Annotated in this window: 15 protein-coding genes and 1 pseudogene; 7 read left to right on the top strand and 9 right to left on the bottom strand. The window is 61.6% G+C overall.

Going from position 1 to position 15,798, the window contains the following annotated elements:
• Positions 1 to 11: 11 nt before the first annotated feature.
• Entirely contained in the window at positions 12 to 791 is a 780-nt protein-coding gene (crc, locus tag LUU92_RS28190; protein ID WP_003195493.1) for a catabolite repression control protein Crc, read from the bottom strand.
• 82 nt (positions 792 to 873) lie between these two features.
• Between crc and pyrE the strand changes: the two genes are divergently transcribed.
• Positions 874 to 1,518, top strand: coding sequence for an orotate phosphoribosyltransferase (gene pyrE / locus LUU92_RS28185; protein WP_028618476.1), 645 nt, complete (start codon positions 874 to 876; stop codon positions 1,516 to 1,518).
• A gap of 99 nt (positions 1,519 to 1,617) precedes the next feature.
• On the opposite strand, the gene argB is transcribed toward pyrE, so the two are convergent.
• Together argB and LUU92_RS28175 are read right to left on the bottom strand one after the other, a co-directional pair.
• Positions 1,618 to 2,523 carry an acetylglutamate kinase gene (gene argB / locus LUU92_RS28180; protein ID WP_058424243.1) on the bottom strand — a complete coding sequence of 302 codons (906 nt, stop codon included), beginning with the start codon at positions 2,521 to 2,523 and terminating at the stop codon, positions 1,618 to 1,620.
• Positions 2,524 to 2,542: 19 nt separating this feature from the next.
• Positions 2,543 to 3,964, bottom strand: a pseudogene (locus tag LUU92_RS28175) (phosphomannomutase/phosphoglucomutase); the annotation flags it as partial.
• 18 nt (positions 3,965 to 3,982) lie between these two features.
• Between LUU92_RS28175 and LUU92_RS28170 the strand changes: the two are divergent.
• A complete protein-coding gene (locus LUU92_RS28170) occupies positions 3,983 to 4,123 on the top strand; it encodes a hypothetical protein (RefSeq protein ID WP_156682180.1) in 141 nt (46 codons plus the stop codon).
• 81 nt (positions 4,124 to 4,204) lie between these two features.
• Here the strand turns inward: LUU92_RS28170 and dut are convergent, their stop codons facing one another.
• Positions 4,205 to 4,660 carry a dUTP diphosphatase gene (gene dut, locus LUU92_RS28165; RefSeq protein WP_102592390.1) on the bottom strand — a complete coding sequence of 152 codons (456 nt, stop codon included), beginning with the start codon at positions 4,658 to 4,660 and terminating at the stop codon, positions 4,205 to 4,207.
• A 5-nt stretch (positions 4,661 to 4,665) separates the two neighbouring features.
• The gene (gene coaBC, locus LUU92_RS28160; RefSeq protein WP_016970585.1) at positions 4,666 to 5,874 is read right to left on the bottom strand and encodes a bifunctional phosphopantothenoylcysteine decarboxylase/phosphopantothenate--cysteine ligase CoaBC; all 1,209 of its coding nucleotides are present in this window, start codon (positions 5,872 to 5,874) and stop codon (positions 4,666 to 4,668) included.
• A 151-nt stretch (positions 5,875 to 6,025) separates the two neighbouring features.
• On the opposite strand from coaBC, the gene radC reads away from it, so the two are divergent.
• Positions 6,026 to 6,700: a RadC family protein gene (gene radC, locus LUU92_RS28155; RefSeq protein ID WP_071488072.1), complete on the top strand. Its 675-nt coding sequence runs from the start codon at positions 6,026 to 6,028 to the stop codon at positions 6,698 to 6,700.
• A gap of 44 nt (positions 6,701 to 6,744) precedes the next feature.
• Here radC and LUU92_RS28150 read toward each other — a convergent pair whose 3' ends face one another.
• A complete protein-coding gene (locus tag LUU92_RS28150) occupies positions 6,745 to 8,337 on the bottom strand; it encodes an ABC transporter substrate-binding protein (protein WP_257102939.1) in 1,593 nt (530 codons plus the stop codon).
• 458 nt (positions 8,338 to 8,795) lie between these two features.
• On the opposite strand from LUU92_RS28150, the gene rpmB reads away from it, so the two are divergent.
• Entirely contained in the window at positions 8,796 to 9,029 is a 234-nt protein-coding gene (gene rpmB / locus LUU92_RS28145) for a 50S ribosomal protein L28 (RefSeq protein ID WP_010207494.1), read from the top strand.
• An 11-nt stretch (positions 9,030 to 9,040) separates the two neighbouring features.
• On the top strand, positions 9,041 to 9,196 hold the full coding sequence (gene rpmG / locus LUU92_RS28140) for a 50S ribosomal protein L33 (RefSeq protein ID WP_003176906.1): 156 nt from the start codon (positions 9,041 to 9,043) through the stop codon (positions 9,194 to 9,196).
• Positions 9,197 to 9,268: 72 nt separating this feature from the next.
• Here the strand turns inward: rpmG and LUU92_RS28135 are convergent, their stop codons facing one another.
• The gene (locus LUU92_RS28135) at positions 9,269 to 9,631 is read right to left on the bottom strand and encodes a cupin domain-containing protein (protein WP_092241680.1); all 363 of its coding nucleotides are present in this window, start codon (positions 9,629 to 9,631) and stop codon (positions 9,269 to 9,271) included.
• A 229-nt stretch (positions 9,632 to 9,860) separates the two neighbouring features.
• Between LUU92_RS28135 and LUU92_RS28130 the strand changes: the two genes are divergently transcribed.
• Together LUU92_RS28130 and LUU92_RS28125 are read left to right on the top strand one after the other, a co-directional pair.
• Positions 9,861 to 11,354 carry an aldehyde dehydrogenase gene (locus LUU92_RS28130; RefSeq protein WP_257102938.1) on the top strand — a complete coding sequence of 498 codons (1,494 nt, stop codon included), beginning with the start codon at positions 9,861 to 9,863 and terminating at the stop codon, positions 11,352 to 11,354.
• A 149-nt stretch (positions 11,355 to 11,503) separates the two neighbouring features.
• A complete protein-coding gene (locus tag LUU92_RS28125) occupies positions 11,504 to 12,646 on the top strand; it encodes an MFS transporter (protein WP_257102937.1) in 1,143 nt (380 codons plus the stop codon).
• On the opposite strand, the gene LUU92_RS28120 is transcribed toward LUU92_RS28125, so the two are convergent.
• Both LUU92_RS28120 and LUU92_RS28115 read right to left on the bottom strand, forming a co-directional pair.
• Positions 12,643 to 14,208 carry a phospholipase D family protein gene (locus LUU92_RS28120; protein WP_257102936.1) on the bottom strand — a complete coding sequence of 522 codons (1,566 nt, stop codon included), beginning with the start codon at positions 14,206 to 14,208 and terminating at the stop codon, positions 12,643 to 12,645. The genes LUU92_RS28125 and LUU92_RS28120 overlap by 4 nt on opposite strands.
• Positions 14,209 to 14,270: 62 nt before the next feature.
• Positions 14,271 to 15,695, bottom strand: a complete 1,425-nt coding sequence (locus tag LUU92_RS28115; protein ID WP_071488066.1) for an aminotransferase-like domain-containing protein — start codon at positions 15,693 to 15,695, stop codon at positions 14,271 to 14,273.
• Positions 15,696 to 15,798: the final 103 nt, after the last annotated feature.

The following is a 15,798-nucleotide window of genomic DNA, read 5'->3' as shown; positions in this document are numbered from 1 at the left end:
GGGAAAAGACCTCAGATGGTCAATGTCCAGTCGTAGTCCACGATCAGCGGCGCGTGCTGCGAGAATCGCGGCTGGCGCGGCAGGCGTGCGCTGCGAACGAACCGGCGCAGGCCCGGGGTCAGCAGTTGGTAGTCGAAGCGCCAGCCCAGGTTGAGCATCTCAGCCTGTTCGTTATCCGGCCACCAGCTGTACTGGTCGCCTTCGCGGCTGACTTCGCGCAGGGCATCCACATAGCCCATGTTGCCGACAATCTCGTCCATCCAGGCCCGTTCCGGCGCCAGGAAACCCGGGGATTGCTGGCTGTCGCGCCAGTTCTTGATATCCAGCTTCTGTTGCGCCACGTACAGCGAGCCACAATAAATGTACTCGCGACGTTTGCGTCGCTGTTTATCCAGGTAACGGGCGAAATCGTCCATTAGCTTGAACTTCTGGTTCAAGTCTTCATCGCCGTTCTGCCCCGAAGGAAGCAGCAAGGTCGCGATGCTGACCTTGTCGAAATCGGCTTGCAGGTAGCGCCCGTAGCGGTCGGCTGTCTCGAAGCCGAGGCCGCTGATGACCGCCTTGGGTTGCAACCGCGAATACAAAGCCACGCCACCTTGGGTGGGCACTTCGGCATCGCAGGCATAAAGGAAGTAGCCATCCAGTTGGAAGGCTGGGTCGTCCAGTTCAAAGGCGGAGGCGCGGGTATCCTGCAGGCAGATGACGTCGGCATTCTGGGCTTGCAGCCAACTGAGCAAACCACGCTCGACTGCAGCCTGAATACCATTAACGTTCACACTGATGATCCGCATAAATGGCCCCAAAAATCGCGTGCGTGTATGATACACGCCGTCTACCTAATTAGCTAAATCCGTGGTATCTGAGGCTTTTTTCATGCAGGCGTATCAACGCGATTTCATTCGTTTTGCCATCGATCGCGGGGTTTTGCGCTTCGGTGAGTTCACCCTCAAGTCAGGGCGCACCAGCCCGTACTTCTTCAATGCGGGCCTGTTCAACTCGGGTTCGGCCCTGGCACAGCTGGGTCGTTTCTATGCGGCTGCCATCGTTGAAAGCGGTATTTCCTTCGATGTGCTGTTTGGCCCGGCCTACAAGGGTATTCCCCTGGCGGCCGCGACCGCCGTGGCGCTGGCTGAGCATCACGGGCAGGACCTGCCTTGGTGCTTTAACCGTAAAGAGGCCAAGGCCCACGGTGAAGGCGGCAGCCTGGTCGGGGCTCCACTCAAGGGCGACGTGCTGATCATCGACGACGTGATCACCGCCGGCACCGCTATCCGCGAAGTCATGCAGATCATCGCTTCCCAGGACGGCGCCAAGGCCGCTGGCGTGCTGATCGCGCTGAACCGCCAGGAGCGTGGCAACGGTGAGTTGTCGGCCATCCAGGAAGTGGAGCGCGATTTCGGCATTCCAGTCGTGAGCATCGTGTCGTTGAACCAGGTGTTGCAGTTCCTGGAAGATGATCCGCAGCTCAAGCAGCACCTGCCGGCGGTGCGTGCATATCGCGAGCAGTTTGGCGTCTGACCCACCGCCTTCGCGGGCAAGCCCGCTCCCACAGGGGAGCAGCGTGCATAAAAAAGGCCCCGCTCAATCATATTGAGCGGGGCCTTTTGTTTTCAGTGTTTAGGGACGCTTGCGGTTACTGATCAGCGTACCCATGCCGGTATCCGTGAAGATCTCCAGCAGTACCGCATTCGGCACTCGACCATCGATGATCAACGAGCTACCCACCCCGCCTTGCACCGCTTCCAGCGCGCAGCGGATCTTCGGCAACATGCCGCCGTAGATGGTGCCGTCGGCGATCAGGTCGTCCACCTGTTGGGTGGTCAGGCCGGTCAGCACCTTGCCTTGCTTGTCCATCAGGCCGGCGATGTTGGTCAGCAGCATCAGCTTTTCAGCCTTCAGCGCTTCGGCCACCTTGCCGGCCACCAGGTCGGCGTTGATGTTGTAGGACTCGCCATTGGCGCCCACGCCGATCGGCGCGATCACCGGGATGAAGTCGCCCTTGACCAACAGGTTCAGCAGGTCAGTGTTGACGCCTACCACTTCGCCCACCTGGCCGATGTCGATGATTTCCGGCTGGGTCATCTCCGGCGTCTGCCGGGTCACAGTCAGCTTTTTCGCGCGGATCAGCTCTGCGTCCTTGCCGGTCAGGCCGATGGCGCTGCCGCCATGGCGGTTGATCAGGTTGACGATGTCCTTGTTGACCTGGCCGCCGAGGACCATCTCCACCACGTCCATGGTCTGCGCGTCAGTGACGCGCATGCCATCGATGAAGTGACTCTCGATCGACAGGCGCTTGAGCAGGTCGCCGATTTGCGGGCCGCCGCCGTGCACCACCACCGGGTTGATCCCCACGGCTTTCATCAACACGATGTCGCGGGCAAAGCCGGTTTTCAGCTCGTCGCTTTCCATGGCATTGCCGCCGTACTTGATCACCAGCGTCTTGCCGACGTAGCGTCGGATGTAAGGCAACGCTTCGGACAGGACCTTGGCAGTGTTGGCAGCGGCTTCGCGTTCGAGGGTCATTCAGGGCTCCGGTAAAAAATCAGAACGGTAATTGGAGATCAGGGGCAACACGTTTCAACTGGGCGTGGAACACGTCCTTGATGCGCTGCAACTCAGCCTCGGTATCCGCCTCGAAACGCAGGACCAGCACCGGTGTGGTGTTGGACGCGCGGACCAGGCCCCAGCCTTTGGCGTAATCGACTCGCACACCATCAATGGTGGTCAGGTTGGCGCCTTCGCCCCATTGCGCATCGTGCAGTGCGTCAATGATGCTGAATTTGCTCTCCTCGGTCACATGGATATTGATCTCTGGCGTAGAAATATCGTTCGGGAAGGTCTGAAACAGCTCCTGGGCCGTGGATTTTTCCTTGCTGAGGATCTCCAGTAGGCGAGCGGCGCTGTAAATACCGTCGTCAAAGCCGAACCAGCGTTCCTTGAAGAACACGTGGCCGCTCATTTCGCCGGCCAACAGGGCGCCGGTTTCCTTCATTTTCTTTTTGATCAACGAGTGACCGGTCTTCCACATTAGCGGGCGGCCGCCGTATTCCTTGATCAGCGGCGTGAGGCGACGAGTGCACTTCACGTCGAAGATGATCTCGGCGTTGGCATTGCGCGCCACCACGTCGCGCGCGAACAGCATCAGCAGGCGATCGGCGAATACGTTCTCGCCGGTGTTGGTCACCACACCCACGCGGTCGCCGTCGCCGTCGAAGGCCAGGCCCACGTCAGCCCCGGTTTCTTTGACCTTGGCGATCAGGTCCACCAGGTTCTCCGGCTTGCCTGGGTCTGGGTGGTGGTTGGGAAAGTTGCCGTCGACCTCGCAGAACAGCGGGATCACTTCGCAGTTCAGGGCTTCGAGCAACTGCGGGGCGATCACGCCGGCTGCGCCGTTGCCGCAGTCCACCACCACTTTCAGGCGGCGCGCGAGTTTCACGTCGCCGGTGATTTGGTCAGAGTAGCGCTGCAGGATGTCGACTTTGGTGACGGTACCCTTGCCGCTGGTCAGGTCGTTGTTTTTCAGACGGTCGTGCAGGGCCTGGATCTGTTCGTTGGCCAGGGTGTCGCCGGCGATGACGATCTTGAAACCGTTGTAGTCGGACGGGTTGTGGCTGCCGGTGAGCATCACCCCGGACTTGCCGGCCAGTACGTTGGCCGCGTAGTACAGTGCCGGCGTCGGCACCAGGCCCACGTCACTCACATGGCAACCGCTGTCGGCCAGGCCCTGGATCAGTTGCTCAACCAGCTCCGGGCCGGACAGGCGACCGTCACGGCCAACCGACACGTTCGGCTCGTCCTGGGCCAGGCTCTGTGCGCCGATGGCGCGGCCAATCCAGTAGGCGGTTTCGGCAGTCAGGGTCTTTGGTACCACGCCACGGATGTCATAGGCGCGGAAAATGCTGTCGGGGAATGTCGGGGCTACTCGGGCTGCGGTACTCATCGCGGGGGGAAACTCCATCTGAAGGGGGCAAGGCTGGCCTTAATGTGGCTGACCGGCAGGCTCAAACTGAAGGGTATGACGGTGTTTTCGGCAGAGAGTTCGTGGTGCAAAAGTGCCATCGGCGTGCTGGCGCTGCTTTTCTTCCTGCTTAATGCTTTGATTTCAATAGGGAAATCTCGCTGATAGGGTCCGCGCATTCTTCGTCCTGAAAAGCCTTGCGGTGGCATCGAGCCGGGAAAAGGCGCCCGGCAGGATTCAGCTTAGTCAGTGACTGCCGGAATGCCCAAAACCGCCTGCGCCGCGTTGGGTCTCATCGAATTCCTCGACCAGTTCGAAGTGCGCCTGCACCACCGGTACCAATACCAACTGCGCAATGCGCTCGCCGACGGCGATGTTGAACGCGGTCTGGCCACGGTTCCAGCACGACACCATCAATTCGCCCTGGTAGTCCGAGTCGATCAGGCCGACCAGGTTGCCCAGCACGATGCCGTGTTTGTGGCCCAGGCCCGAGCGCGGCAGGATCAGCGCCGCCAGGCCAGGGTCGCCCACGTAGATCGACAGGCCGGTGGGGATCAGGATGGTCTGGCCCGGTTCAAGGACGGTGTCTTGCTTGAGCATGGCGCGCAGGTCGAGGCCTGCGGAGCCTGGGGTGGCGTAGGCCGGCAGTGGGAATTCGTTGCCGATGCGTGAATCGAGGATCTTGGCTTGCAAAGCGTGCATGGAAATTAAACCTGGTTCAGCCGTTGGGCGATAAAAGAGATCAGTTGACGGGCAATCTTGCCCTTGCTGGTCTGGGCGAAAAGGGTGGCGTGCAGGTCGCGGTCGATCACGCTGCAGGCGTTTTCCTCGCTGTTGAAGCCGATGCTCGGGTTGGCGACATCATTGGCAACGATCAGGTCGAGGTTTTTGTCTTTCAATTTGCGTGCGGCGTAGTCCAGCAAGTGCTCGGTCTCGGCGGCGAAGCCGACACTGAACGGACGGTCCGGACGCGTGGCGATGGTGGCCAGGATGTCCGGGTTGCGCACCATTTGCAGGAGCAGACCGTCACCGCTCGTAGGGTCTTTCTTGAGCTTTTGCGGGGCGACGACTTCCGGGCGGTAGTCCGCAACCGCCGCCGAGGCGATGAACAGGTCGCACGGAATGGCTGCCTCACAGGCCGCCAGCATGTCGCGGGCGCTGACCACGTCGATTCGCGTGACCCGATCCGGGGTCGGCAAATGCACCGGACCGGTGATCAGGGTGACGCGTGCGCCTGCCTCGACCGCCGCTTCAGCCAGGGCAAAGCCCATTTTTCCTGAGCTATGGTTGGTGATGTAGCGCACCGGGTCGATGTTTTCCTGGGTCGGGCCGGCAGTGATCAGCACGTGCTTGCCAGTGAGGGCCAGGTGCTGAAAGCACTCGGCGGCGCACAGCGCCAGATCGGTGGCTTCAAGCATGCGGCCCATGCCAACGTCGCCGCAGGCCTGGCTGCCGGATGCCGGGCCGAACACCTTGAGGCCTCGGCTTTGCAGAAGCTGGGTGTTGGCCTGGGTCGCAGGGTCGCGCCACATGGCCTGGTTCATGGCCGGGGCGATGGCGACAGTGGCGTCGGTGGCCAGTACCAGCGTGGTCAGCAGGTCATCGGCGATGCCTTGGGCCAGGCGCGCGATCAGGTCGGCGGTGGCCGGAGCGATCAGCACCAGGTCGGCCCATTTGGCCAGTTCGATGTGCCCCATGGCGGCTTCGGCTGCAGGGTCCAGGAGATCCAGGTGAACCGGGTGCCCGGACAAGGCCTGCATGGTCAGCGGGGTAATGAACTCACTACCACCGCGCGTCATGACCACGCGCACTTCGGCGCCCTGGTCCAGGAGCCTGCGGACCAGCTCTGCGCTCTTGTAGGCGGCAATGCCGCCGCCAACGCCGAGAACGATGCGTTTCCGATACAGACGCTGCATTGGTTTGCCTTTCCAGTTCAGTGTTGCCAGTTCAATGACGCCTGCGATGCCCCCTCCCCAGGGGAAATCGCCTGCAAAAAAGAGGGCCTACGATAACACAGCGTCCGCAAGGCAACAGCGGCACGCATGGCATACAGGGAGGGGAGGAGAGATGAGTATTCGTGATTGGCCGGCGGCAGAGCGGCCGCGAGAGAAGCTTCTGGAGTGGGGGGCGGAGAGTCTGTCGGATGCCGAGTTGCTGGCGATCTTCCTGCGTACCGGGGTTTCCGGCAGGAGCGCGGTGGACCTGGCGCGCCATCTGCTGGCGCAATTCGGCGGCTTGCGCCCGTTGCTGGAGGCCAGCCAGACGCTGTTCAGCCAGCAATTGGGCCTGGGGCCGGCGAAGTTTGCCCAGTTGCAGGCGGTGTTGGAAATGGCCAAGCGTCATATGGCCGAGCGCCTGCGACACGACTCGGTGCTGGAAAGCCCGGTGGCGGTGCGCGATTACCTCAAGGCCATGTTGCGCCATGAGCCCCACGAGATATTCGGCTGTCTGTTCCTTGATTCAAGGCACAGGGTGCTGGGTTTCGAGGCGTTGTCCCAAGGCACCATCGACGCGGCGATGGTGTATCCCCGGCAAGTGGTCAAACGCGCATTGGCCTACAACGCGGCGGCGTTGATCCTGTGCCACAACCATCCTTCCGGGAGCCTGGAGCCGAGCGCCGCTGATCGAAAATTGACCAAGTTGCTGCAGAACGCCTTGGAGGTGGTGGATGTGCGGGTACTGGATCACATCATTGTGGGGGATGGAGACCCGTTGTCGATGGCGGAGTATGGATGGATGTAGGGGGGACGCAGCTGCAAGCCTCAAGCGGGCTTGCAGCTTTCAGCTCAGGGCTTGACGCTGACTTTCGAGAAATCCTGCCGGCCGAACGGGCTCACCTGGTAGCCCTCGACAGTCTTGCGGGCCAGGGCGAACGCCGTCGGGTGCGCCAGCGGCAACCACAAGGCCTGCTGCTGGATCTGCGCCTGGGCCTGCTGGTACAGCTTGCTGCGCACACCTTGCTCGCTGGTGGTCTTGCCAGCGCTGATCAGCTTGTCCAACGCAGGGTCGCAGTAGCGGGCGAAGTTGGTACCCGACTTTACCGCCGCGCAGGAAAACTGCGGGGTCAGGAAGTTATCCGGGTCGCCGTTGTCACCGGCCCAGCCCATGAATAGCAGGTCGTGTTCGCCGGCTTTGGCGCGGCGGATCAACTCGCCCCATTCGATCACGCGGATCTCGGCCTGGATGCCGACCTTGGCCAGGTCAGCTTGCAGCAGTTGTGCACCAAGGTTCGGGTTGGGGTTCAGCAGGCTGCCGGTGGGGCGGGTCCAGAGGGTGGTCTTGAAGCCGTCCTTGAGTCCGGCGCGGTCGAGCAGCACCTTGGCCTTGGCGAGATCCTGTGGATAACCCGGCAGGTCCTTGGCGTAGCTCCAGGTGTTCGGCGGATAAGGGCCGTTGGCGGCCTCGGCGGTGCCTTCAAACACGGCCTTGAGGTAGCTGCCCTTGTCGAACACCAGGTTGATCGCCTGGCGGACTTCGGGCTTGTCCAGGGGCGGGTGCTGGCTGTTGATGGCCACGAAGGCGGTCATGAAGGCCGCGGTCTTCTCCACCTTGAGCGCCGGGTCCTTTTCGGCCTCGCCTACGTCCAGCGGCTTGGGTGACAGCGCAATCTGGCACTCATCGCGGTGCAGCTTCTGCAGGCGTACGTTGGCGTCGGGAGTGATGGCGAAGATCAAGTTATCCACAGCCGGTTTGCCGGCGAAGTAGTCCGGGTTGGCCTTGTAGCGCACCACGGCATCTTTCTGGAAACGGCTGAAGATAAACGGTCCAGTGCCGATCGGCTGGCTGTTGAGCTTCTCCGGCGTGCCGGCCTTGAGCAGTTTGTCGGCATATTCCGCCGGGTAGATCGAGGCGAACCCCATGCTCAGCGCGGCGAGGAAGGTGGAGTCGGCGTGATCCAGGGTGAAGCGCACGGTCAGTGGGTCGAGAGCGTCGATCTTTTTTACCTGCGTCGACAGTTGCAGCGACTGAGCGTGAGGGAAGCCGCTCTGGGCGATCTTGTGCCAGGGGTTGGCCGGGTCAAGCATGCGCTCGAAGCTGAAGCGCACGTCTTCGGCGGTCAGGGTGCGGCTTGGGGTGAAGTACTCGGTGCGGTGGAACTTCACATCCGGGTGCAGCTTGAAGGTATAGGTCAGGCCATCCGGCGAGACGTCCCAGCTGTCTGCCAGGCTGGGCACCAGTTGGCCGCTGGTCGCGTCATAGTCCACCAGGCGGTTCATCAGCACATCGGCCGAGGCGTTGGTGGTGGTCAGCGAGTTGTATTGCACCACATCGAACCCTTCGGGGCTGGCCTCGGTGCAGACGCTCAAGTTGCTGGCGGCCGAGGCCAGCGGGGCGATAAATAGAGGGGCTAGCAATAGGGGTAGGGCAGCGAGGCGCATGTTCGGTTTCCTTTGCAGATCGAAGGCCCATCTGCGAGTGCAGTCTGGAAAAGTCCTACCGTAGTGGTCTGATAGGTAAATGACTAGCCCATTTTTGCCTGTGCTTTTGCGCCAAATGCTGTTTTGATGGCGCCTCGGCGCGTTTCGTCGTGCACTTCACTGTGCCCGCGCGCGCTGTAAATCATTCTGTGCGACGAGCGGTCGGCTGTGACAGCGGCCCCTCCTGGCAACGGTTCAGGCGTCTACCGCCAAGATTTACGCCAGTAAAAACACGCGGGCTGTTGTTGCACTGGGGTCTTTCTGGTATAAAGCAGCGCTCTTTTCTAGGGGCCCGGTTCCTTCGCTTGTAGGTGTAGCCGGTAAGACCCTAAAGAAACGCGGCGCCTGGCGCCAAATGACTGAGAGATTAAGCGGCCAACCCATGCCGGGTTGGGCATGTGGTTTTAGAGGGCTGAGGCATGTCGAGAGTCTGTCAAGTTACCGGTAAGGGTCCGGTGACTGGGAATAACATTTCCCACGCAAATAACAAAACCCGTCGTCGTTTCCTGCCGAACCTGCAGCATCACCGCTTCTGGGTTGAAGAAGAGAAACGTTTCGTCCGTCTGCGCGTATCTGCCAAAGGCATGCGCATCATCGACAAGCGTGGCATCACTGTCGTGCTGGCTGAATTGCGCCGCGCTGGCACAATCTAAGGAGCTATATCATGCGTGAATTGATTCGAATGATCTCTAGCGCCGGTACTGGTCACTTCTACACTACCGACAAGAACAAGCGTACTACCCCGGACAAGCTCGAAAAGAAAATGTTCGACCCGCGCGTTCGCAAGCACGTGATCTACAAAGAAGGCAAAATCAAGTAATTGATTTTCCTCCTTGTGAAAAAAAGCCCGTATCTCACGATCCGGGCTTTTTTTTGCCTGTGATTTGGCCGGTCAGGCTTTCTGTTCGAACACCACGTAGATCTTGCGGCACGCCTCCAGCACTTCCCAGGTGCCGCTGAAGCCAGCGGGAATCACGAATCGGTCGCCAGCGCGCAAGGTCTTGGCATTGCCGTCGGCGTCACGCAGCACGGATACACCCTGCACAATCTCGCAGTACTCATGTTCGGTGTAATTGACCGTCCACTGTCCGACTTCACCTTCCCACACGCCCGCGCTCATCTGGCCGCAGGGGCTGTTGTAGTGGTTGTAGATCGTTTGCTCGGGATCGCCCTTGAGGATTTTCTCGGCGGCAGGGCGGTAACGCTCGGCGGCGGTCTTGGCTTGGCTGAAGTCGACGATGTCCTGGATGCTCATGTGCGTGTCCCGTCTGGCCTGCGGTTGGAGAGCCCAAAGTCTATGTTTATTAAAATGAACATCGCAAGGGCGTTTGCCGGCGTTATGTCAAATATATTGAAACACCCCCAGCCGCTGGTTTAGGGTGGCAGCTGCCTTGCGCCGAACCATTGGCTGGCGGGCAAGAATTCTTTAAGGCTGCCGTGGGATATCCCATGGCCCTTGTATTCAATAAGAGGAGGACACTCGCATGACCACCCTGACCCGTGCCGACTGGGAACAACGTGCCAAGGATCTGAAGATCGAAGGCCGCGCCTACATCAATGGCGAGTACACCGCCGCTGTTTCCGGTGACACCTTTGAATGCATCAGCCCGGTCGATGGTCGACTGCTGGCCACCGTTGCCAGCTGTGACGCCGCCGACGCCCAGCGCGCCGTCGAAAACGCCCGCGCCACCTTCAACTCCGGTGTGTGGTCACGCCTGGCGCCGGCCAAGCGCAAATCCGCCATGATCCGTTTCGCCGCGTTGCTCAAGGCCAATGCCGAAGAGCTGGCGCTGCTCGAAACCCTGGACATGGGCAAGCCGATCAGCGACTCCCTGAACATCGACGTACCCGGCGCGGCGAATGCCCTGAGCTGGAGCGGCGAAGCGATCGACAAAATCTACGACGAAGTCGCCGCGACCCCGCACGACCAATTGGGTCTGGTGACGCGCGAGCCGGTTGGCGTGGTTGGCGCTATCGTGCCGTGGAACTTCCCGCTGATGATGGCCTGCTGGAAACTGGGCCCTGCGCTGTCCACCGGCAACTCGGTGATCCTCAAGCCGTCCGAAAAATCCCCGCTGACCGCCATCCGCATCGCGGCCCTGGCCGTGGAAGCCGGTATTCCAAAAGGCGTGTTCAACGTACTGCCGGGCTATGGTCATACCGTGGGTAATGCGCTGGCGTTGCACATGGATGTCGACACCCTGGTGTTCACCGGTTCCACCAAGATCGCCAAGCAACTGTTGATCCGCTCTGGCGAGTCGAACATGAAGCGCGTCTGGCTGGAAGCCGGCGGCAAGAGCCCGAACATCGTGTTCGCCGATGCCCCGGACCTGCAAGCCGCCGCCGAATCCGCCGCCGGCGCCATCGCCTTCAATCAGGGGGAGGTCTGCACCGCCGGTTCGCGCCTGCTGGTGGAGCGTTCCATCAAGGACAAATTCCTGCCGCTGGTGATCGATGCCCTCAAGGGCTGGAAGCCAGGCAACCCGCTGGACCCGGCAACCAATGTGGGCGCACTGGTGGACACCCAGCAGATGAACACTGTGCTGTCGTACATCGAAGCGGGTCACGCAGATGGCGCCAAGTTGGTCGCCGGCGGCAAGCGGACCCTGGAAGAAACCGGTGGTACCTATGTTGAGCCGACGATTTTCGACGGTGTGACCAATGCCATGAAGATCGCCCAGGAAGAAATCTTCGGCCCGGTCTTGTCGGTGATCACCTTCGACAGCGCCGAGGAAGCAATTGCCATCGCCAACGACACCCAATACGGCCTGGCTGCAGCGGTGTGGACGTCGGACATCTCCAAGGCCCACCTGACCGCCAAGGCGCTGCGTGCCGGTAGCGTGTGGGTCAACCAGTACGATGGCGGCGACATGACTGCACCGTTTGGTGGCTTCAAGCAGTCGGGCAACGGTCGCGACAAGTCGCTGCATGCGTTCGACAAATACACCGAGCTGAAGGCCACCTGGATCAAGCTCTAAGCAACACCGCAGGCTAAATGTGGGAGGGGGCTTGCCTCCGATAGCAGTGTGTCAGGCGCCAGCGGTGCTCACTGATCCACCGCAATCGGGGCAAGCCCCCTCCCACACTGGTTTGTGTGAACTTGAAAATGATCCACAGGAGCGTGGAAATGCGTTGGGCGACTTATTTCGCCGTCCTGGCCTCAGTGCTCAGCGTCGGTCTGGCCCTGGGCGTCAGCATGCCGCTGGTATCCCTGCGCCTCGAAAGCTGGGGCTACGGCAGTTTCGCTATCGGCGTGATGGCAGCAATGCCGGCCTTTGGCGTGTTGCTCGGGGCGAAGCTTTCCAGTCGCCTGGCCTCATGGCTTGGCACCGCCAACCTCATGCGCCTGTGCCTGTGGGCGGGCGCGGTGTCCATCGGCCTGCTGGCGATCCTGCCCAGCTACCCGGTGTGGCTGGTGCTGCGCCTGATGATCGGGGTGATCCTGACCATTGTGTTTATCCTCGGCGAGAGTTGGATCAACCAGTTGGTGGTGGAGCAGTGGCGTGGTCGGCTGGTGGCGTTGTACGGCTGCAGCTATGCCTTGAGCCAGCTGTCGGGGCCGCTGCTGTTGGGCCTGATCGGCACCGAGCATGACTACGGTTTCTGGGTGGGCGTCGGCCTGTTGATGGTCGCGCCGCTGTTGCTGCTGGGGCGCTCCGGTGCACCGAGCGCCGAGTCCTTCAGCGTGACCTTCGCGCAACTGTGGCGCTTCTGCCGGAGCCTGCCGGCGATTGCCTGGGCGGTGGCGCTGTTTGCTGCGTTCGAGGCGATGATCCTGACATTGTTGCCGGTGTACTGCCTGCAACAAGGGTTCACCGCCGAGATCGCCTTGGCCATGGTCAGTACGGTGGTGGTTGGCGACGCGTTACTGCAATTGCCCATCGGCGCACTGGCCGACTACTTGCCTCGGCGCACGTTGTTCCTGGGGTGTGCGCTGCTGTTGCTGGTGTCGAGCCTGGCGATTCCCCTATTGATGCACACGCCAATGATCTGGCCGATCTGGGTCGTGTTCGGCGCGAGTGCCGGCGGCTTGTTCACCCTGTCGTTGATCCTGATCGGCGAGCGTTACCGCGACGACGCGCTGGTGCGCGCCAATGCCCACGTGGCGCAGTTGTGGGGTATCGGCTGCCTGATCGGCCCGCTGGTGGCGGGCGCGGGTAGCCAGTGGATCAGCGGGCATGCGTTGCCGCTGCTGATGGCGGCCGGTGCGCTGGGCCTGGTGATGTTGCTGCTGCGCCAGGGTGCATTCGGCGCGGCGCAGCCGGCCTAGAGCATGCGCTCAAGGCCGACGCTGGTGGCAAACCACGCATTGAACCGTCGCCACCAGCTCCCCGGCTCGCGGGTCAGGGTGTGCAACTGGCCGTTATCTTCGGTCACCCACACCACTTGGCCGTCCTGCAATTTCGCTTCATAGCTCAGGGCTGGCGCCATGCCTTGCAGTGCAAGGTTGCGCACGTGTTCCGCCAGCTCGGGGCTGTCGACCAGCACACCGACTTCGGTGTTCCACAGTACCGAGCGTGGGTCGAAGTTGAACGAGCCGATAAAGGATTTCTCCCGATCAAAGATCATCGCCTTGCTGTGCAGGCTGGAATCCGAGCCCCGGAAGGTGCCTCGGCGAAACAGGTGCGGGCCACTGCCGCCGCCATCCCCGGGCTGGCGGCGCAACTCATAGAGCTTGACCCCATGCTCCAGCAGCGCCTTGCGGTACGGCGCATAACCCCCGTGCACGGCGGGCACGTCGGTGGCTTCCAGAGAATTGGTCAGCAGGCTCACTGACACGCCCGCATCGGCGCGCCCCGTCAGGTACACCAGGCCTGGCTGTCCCGGCACGAAGTACGCCGAAATCATCATCAGTTCGTGATTGACCCCTTCCAGTTCCGGCGCCAGTTGCGTGGTGAGCAGCAACCTGGGGTCCGGGTCGTCCTTGGCCAGCACCTTGCTCGGCGCATCCCACAGCGCCTGGTTCCAGGCCCAGATCAGCTCGCGGCGCCAGGTGTCCATGCGGGGTTGGGTCTGGTAGGTGCGCAGGCGGTTGTACAGTGCGTGGTTCTGCTGGCGTGACTCGGCCAGGGACGCTTCCAGGCGTACGCGCGCGGCGGCCAGGTCACCCTTGGACGGTGCGTTGGAGACGAAATCATCGATGGGCTTGCTCAGCGCGCTGTTCCAGTACTGGTCGAAACTGTGGCCCAGTTGCTCGGCCACCGGGCCGACGCTGAGCATGTCGATATCGGTGAAGTTCAGGTTGGGCTCGGCATCGAAATACTCATCCCCCAGGTTACGCCCGCCAACGATGGCCACGCTATTGTCCGCCAGCCACAGCTTGTTGTGCATGCGTCGATGTTGCAGCGACAGGTTGAACAAGCGGCCCATGGCCCGCGTTACGCCGGTGCTGCGCCCAAGGTGCAGCGGGTTGAACAGGCGGATCTCGATTTTGGGATGGGCGGCGAGGGTGGCGATGATCTGGTCCAGGCCGTCGCTGGTTGTGTCATCCAGCAAGATGCGCACACGTACGCCACGGTCGGCGGCCTTGAGCAGTTCGTCCACGAGCATGCGGGTGCTGATGCCGTCGTGCACGATGTAGTACTGCAGGTCGAGGCTGGTCTGGGCGTTGCGGATCAGCTCGGCACGGGCCATGAATGCCTCGCTGCTGTTGGGCAGCAGGCGAAAGCCCGAGCGCCCTTGATAGGGCGCGGCCTGGGCCTGGATCGAGCGGCCGAACGATGACTGTGCGGCGGGCAGGGCGTCACTGGGGACGCGTGGCGTGCTCACGCTGGCGCAGCCGCCCAGGATCAGGGCTACCAGCAGGCAAAACGGTAATAGCCGTTGAATCATCAAGGGAGCGGCTTCCAGATCAGGGCGGTTGTCGGTATATGACGGCAATTTCCCGTGAAAGGTCAGTCGACCGTGTCTGCCAGCATCTTGATCGCCGCAGCCCCGACCTTGCGCACGGCTTCTTCAATCTGCGCGGTTGGCTTGGCAGCGTAGTTCATGCGCAGGCAGTTCCTGTACTTGCCCGACGCCGAGAAGATGCTGCCTACGGCCACCTGTACACCTTGTTCTACCAGGACACGGTTGAGCTTCAGCGTATCAAAGCCTTCCGGCAGTTCGATCCACAGCATGAAGCTGCCTTGAGGGCGGCTGGCGCGAGTGCCTGTGGGGAAGTAGCGGCTGACCCAATCGAGCATCAAGTCGCGATTGCGCTGGTATTGGGTACGCATCCTCCGCAAATGCGGTTCGAAGTGGCCACCTTTGAGGAATTCCGCAATCGCGATCTGCGGCTGCGTGGCGGTGCTGCCAGTGCTGATGTATTTCATGTGCAGCACTCGCTCCAGGTAACGTCCGGGCGCTACCCAGCCGATGCGCAGGCCGGGCGCCAGGGTCTTCGAGAATGAGCTGCACAGCAGGACGCGTCCGTCTTCGTCGAAGGACTTGATGGTGCGCGGGCGCGGGTAGCTGAAGGCCAGTTCGCCGTACACATCGTCTTCAATGATCGCCACGTCAAAGCGCTGCGCCAAGGTGAGCAATGCCCGCTTACGCGCCTCCGGCATGATGTAGCCCAGGGGGTTGTTGCAGTTGGGGGTCAGTTGGATGACTTTGATCGGCCACTGTTCCAGCGCCAGCTCCAGGGCTTCGAGGCTGATGCCGGTGATCGGGTCGGTGGGGATTTCCAGGGCTTTCATGCCCAGGCCCTTGAGGGTCTGCATGGCGCCGTGAAAGCTCGGTGAGTCCACCGCAACGATATCGCCCGGTTCACAGATGGCATGGATGCTGGCGGACAGCGCCTCATGGCAGCCGGTGGTGATCACGATGTCCTCGGCCGTCAGCTGGCAGCCGGAATCCAGGGACAGGCGCGCAATCTGTTCGCGCAGTTCCATACAGCCCAGGATGTTGTCGTAATACAGCCCCGGCAGATCCTGGCGGCGACTCACGCGGGCCAGGCTGCGCAGCAGGGGCTTGAGGGTGGGCGACAATACATCCGGCATGCCGCGGCCCATCTGTATGACATCCTTGCGCGGCGTTGCGCGTATCAACTCCAGCACCTGGTCCCATTGGGAAATTTCTACGGGGCGCTGAGCCGGACGACCGACTTCGGGCAGGGCCGGCAACTCGCGGCCGACCGGCACGAAGTAGCCGGATTTCGGCCTGGGCATCGCCAGACCGTTGTCTTCGAGCAAGCGATAGGCCTGCTGCACGGTGCTCAAACTGACCCCGTGTTCCACGCTCAACGCCCGTACGGAAGGCAGTCGATCACCGGGGCGATAGAAGCCTTGTTCGATGCGGGTGCCCAGCAATTCGGCGAGGTTCATGTACAGGGTCATGGCGGTCGCTCCAGAGGGACCATTACAGATAGGCAGAAAATACAGGATTCAGCGGTATATAGGCAGTATCTGTATGGATTTAATAAAGGTGGGTTGAATCTGT

The organism is Pseudomonas extremorientalis (genome assembly GCF_024584605.1).
In the GTDB taxonomy this organism is placed as follows: domain Bacteria; phylum Pseudomonadota; class Gammaproteobacteria; order Pseudomonadales; family Pseudomonadaceae; genus Aquipseudomonas; species Aquipseudomonas extremorientalis.
Note: the sequence above shows the minus strand (reverse complement) of the source record. Positions and strands in the feature narration are given on the sequence as shown.

What these genes read in the sequence shown, in the direction of transcription:
- LUU92_RS28150 (WP_257102939.1), bottom strand. Translation starts at nt 8,337, where the DNA reads ATGCGCCTCGCTGCCCTACCCCTATTGCTAGCCCCTCTATTTATCGCC.
- LUU92_RS28130 (WP_257102938.1), top strand. Translation starts at nt 9,861, where the DNA reads ATGACCACCCTGACCCGTGCCGACTGGGAACAACGTGCCAAGGATCTG.
- crc (WP_003195493.1), bottom strand. Translation starts at nt 791, where the DNA reads ATGCGGATCATCAGTGTGAACGTTAATGGTATTCAGGCTGCAGTCGAG.
- LUU92_RS28135 (WP_092241680.1), bottom strand. Translation starts at nt 9,631, where the DNA reads ATGAGCATCCAGGACATCGTCGACTTCAGCCAAGCCAAGACCGCCGCC.
- pyrE (WP_028618476.1), top strand. Translation starts at nt 874, where the DNA reads ATGCAGGCGTATCAACGCGATTTCATTCGTTTTGCCATCGATCGCGGG.
- LUU92_RS28125 (WP_257102937.1), top strand. Translation starts at nt 11,504, where the DNA reads ATGCGTTGGGCGACTTATTTCGCCGTCCTGGCCTCAGTGCTCAGCGTC.
- rpmB (WP_010207494.1), top strand. Translation starts at nt 8,796, where the DNA reads ATGTCGAGAGTCTGTCAAGTTACCGGTAAGGGTCCGGTGACTGGGAAT.
- LUU92_RS28120 (WP_257102936.1), bottom strand. Translation starts at nt 14,208, where the DNA reads ATGATTCAACGGCTATTACCGTTTTGCCTGCTGGTAGCCCTGATCCTG.
- radC (WP_071488072.1), top strand. Translation starts at nt 6,026, where the DNA reads ATGAGTATTCGTGATTGGCCGGCGGCAGAGCGGCCGCGAGAGAAGCTT.
- coaBC (WP_016970585.1), bottom strand. Translation starts at nt 5,874, where the DNA reads ATGCAGCGTCTGTATCGGAAACGCATCGTTCTCGGCGTTGGCGGCGGC.
- argB (WP_058424243.1), bottom strand. Translation starts at nt 2,523, where the DNA reads ATGACCCTCGAACGCGAAGCCGCTGCCAACACTGCCAAGGTCCTGTCC.
- rpmG (WP_003176906.1), top strand. Translation starts at nt 9,041, where the DNA reads ATGCGTGAATTGATTCGAATGATCTCTAGCGCCGGTACTGGTCACTTC.
- LUU92_RS28170 (WP_156682180.1), top strand. Translation starts at nt 3,983, where the DNA reads ATGTGGCTGACCGGCAGGCTCAAACTGAAGGGTATGACGGTGTTTTCG.
- LUU92_RS28115 (WP_071488066.1), bottom strand. Translation starts at nt 15,695, where the DNA reads ATGACCCTGTACATGAACCTCGCCGAATTGCTGGGCACCCGCATCGAA.
- dut (WP_102592390.1), bottom strand. Translation starts at nt 4,660, where the DNA reads ATGCACGCTTTGCAAGCCAAGATCCTCGATTCACGCATCGGCAACGAA.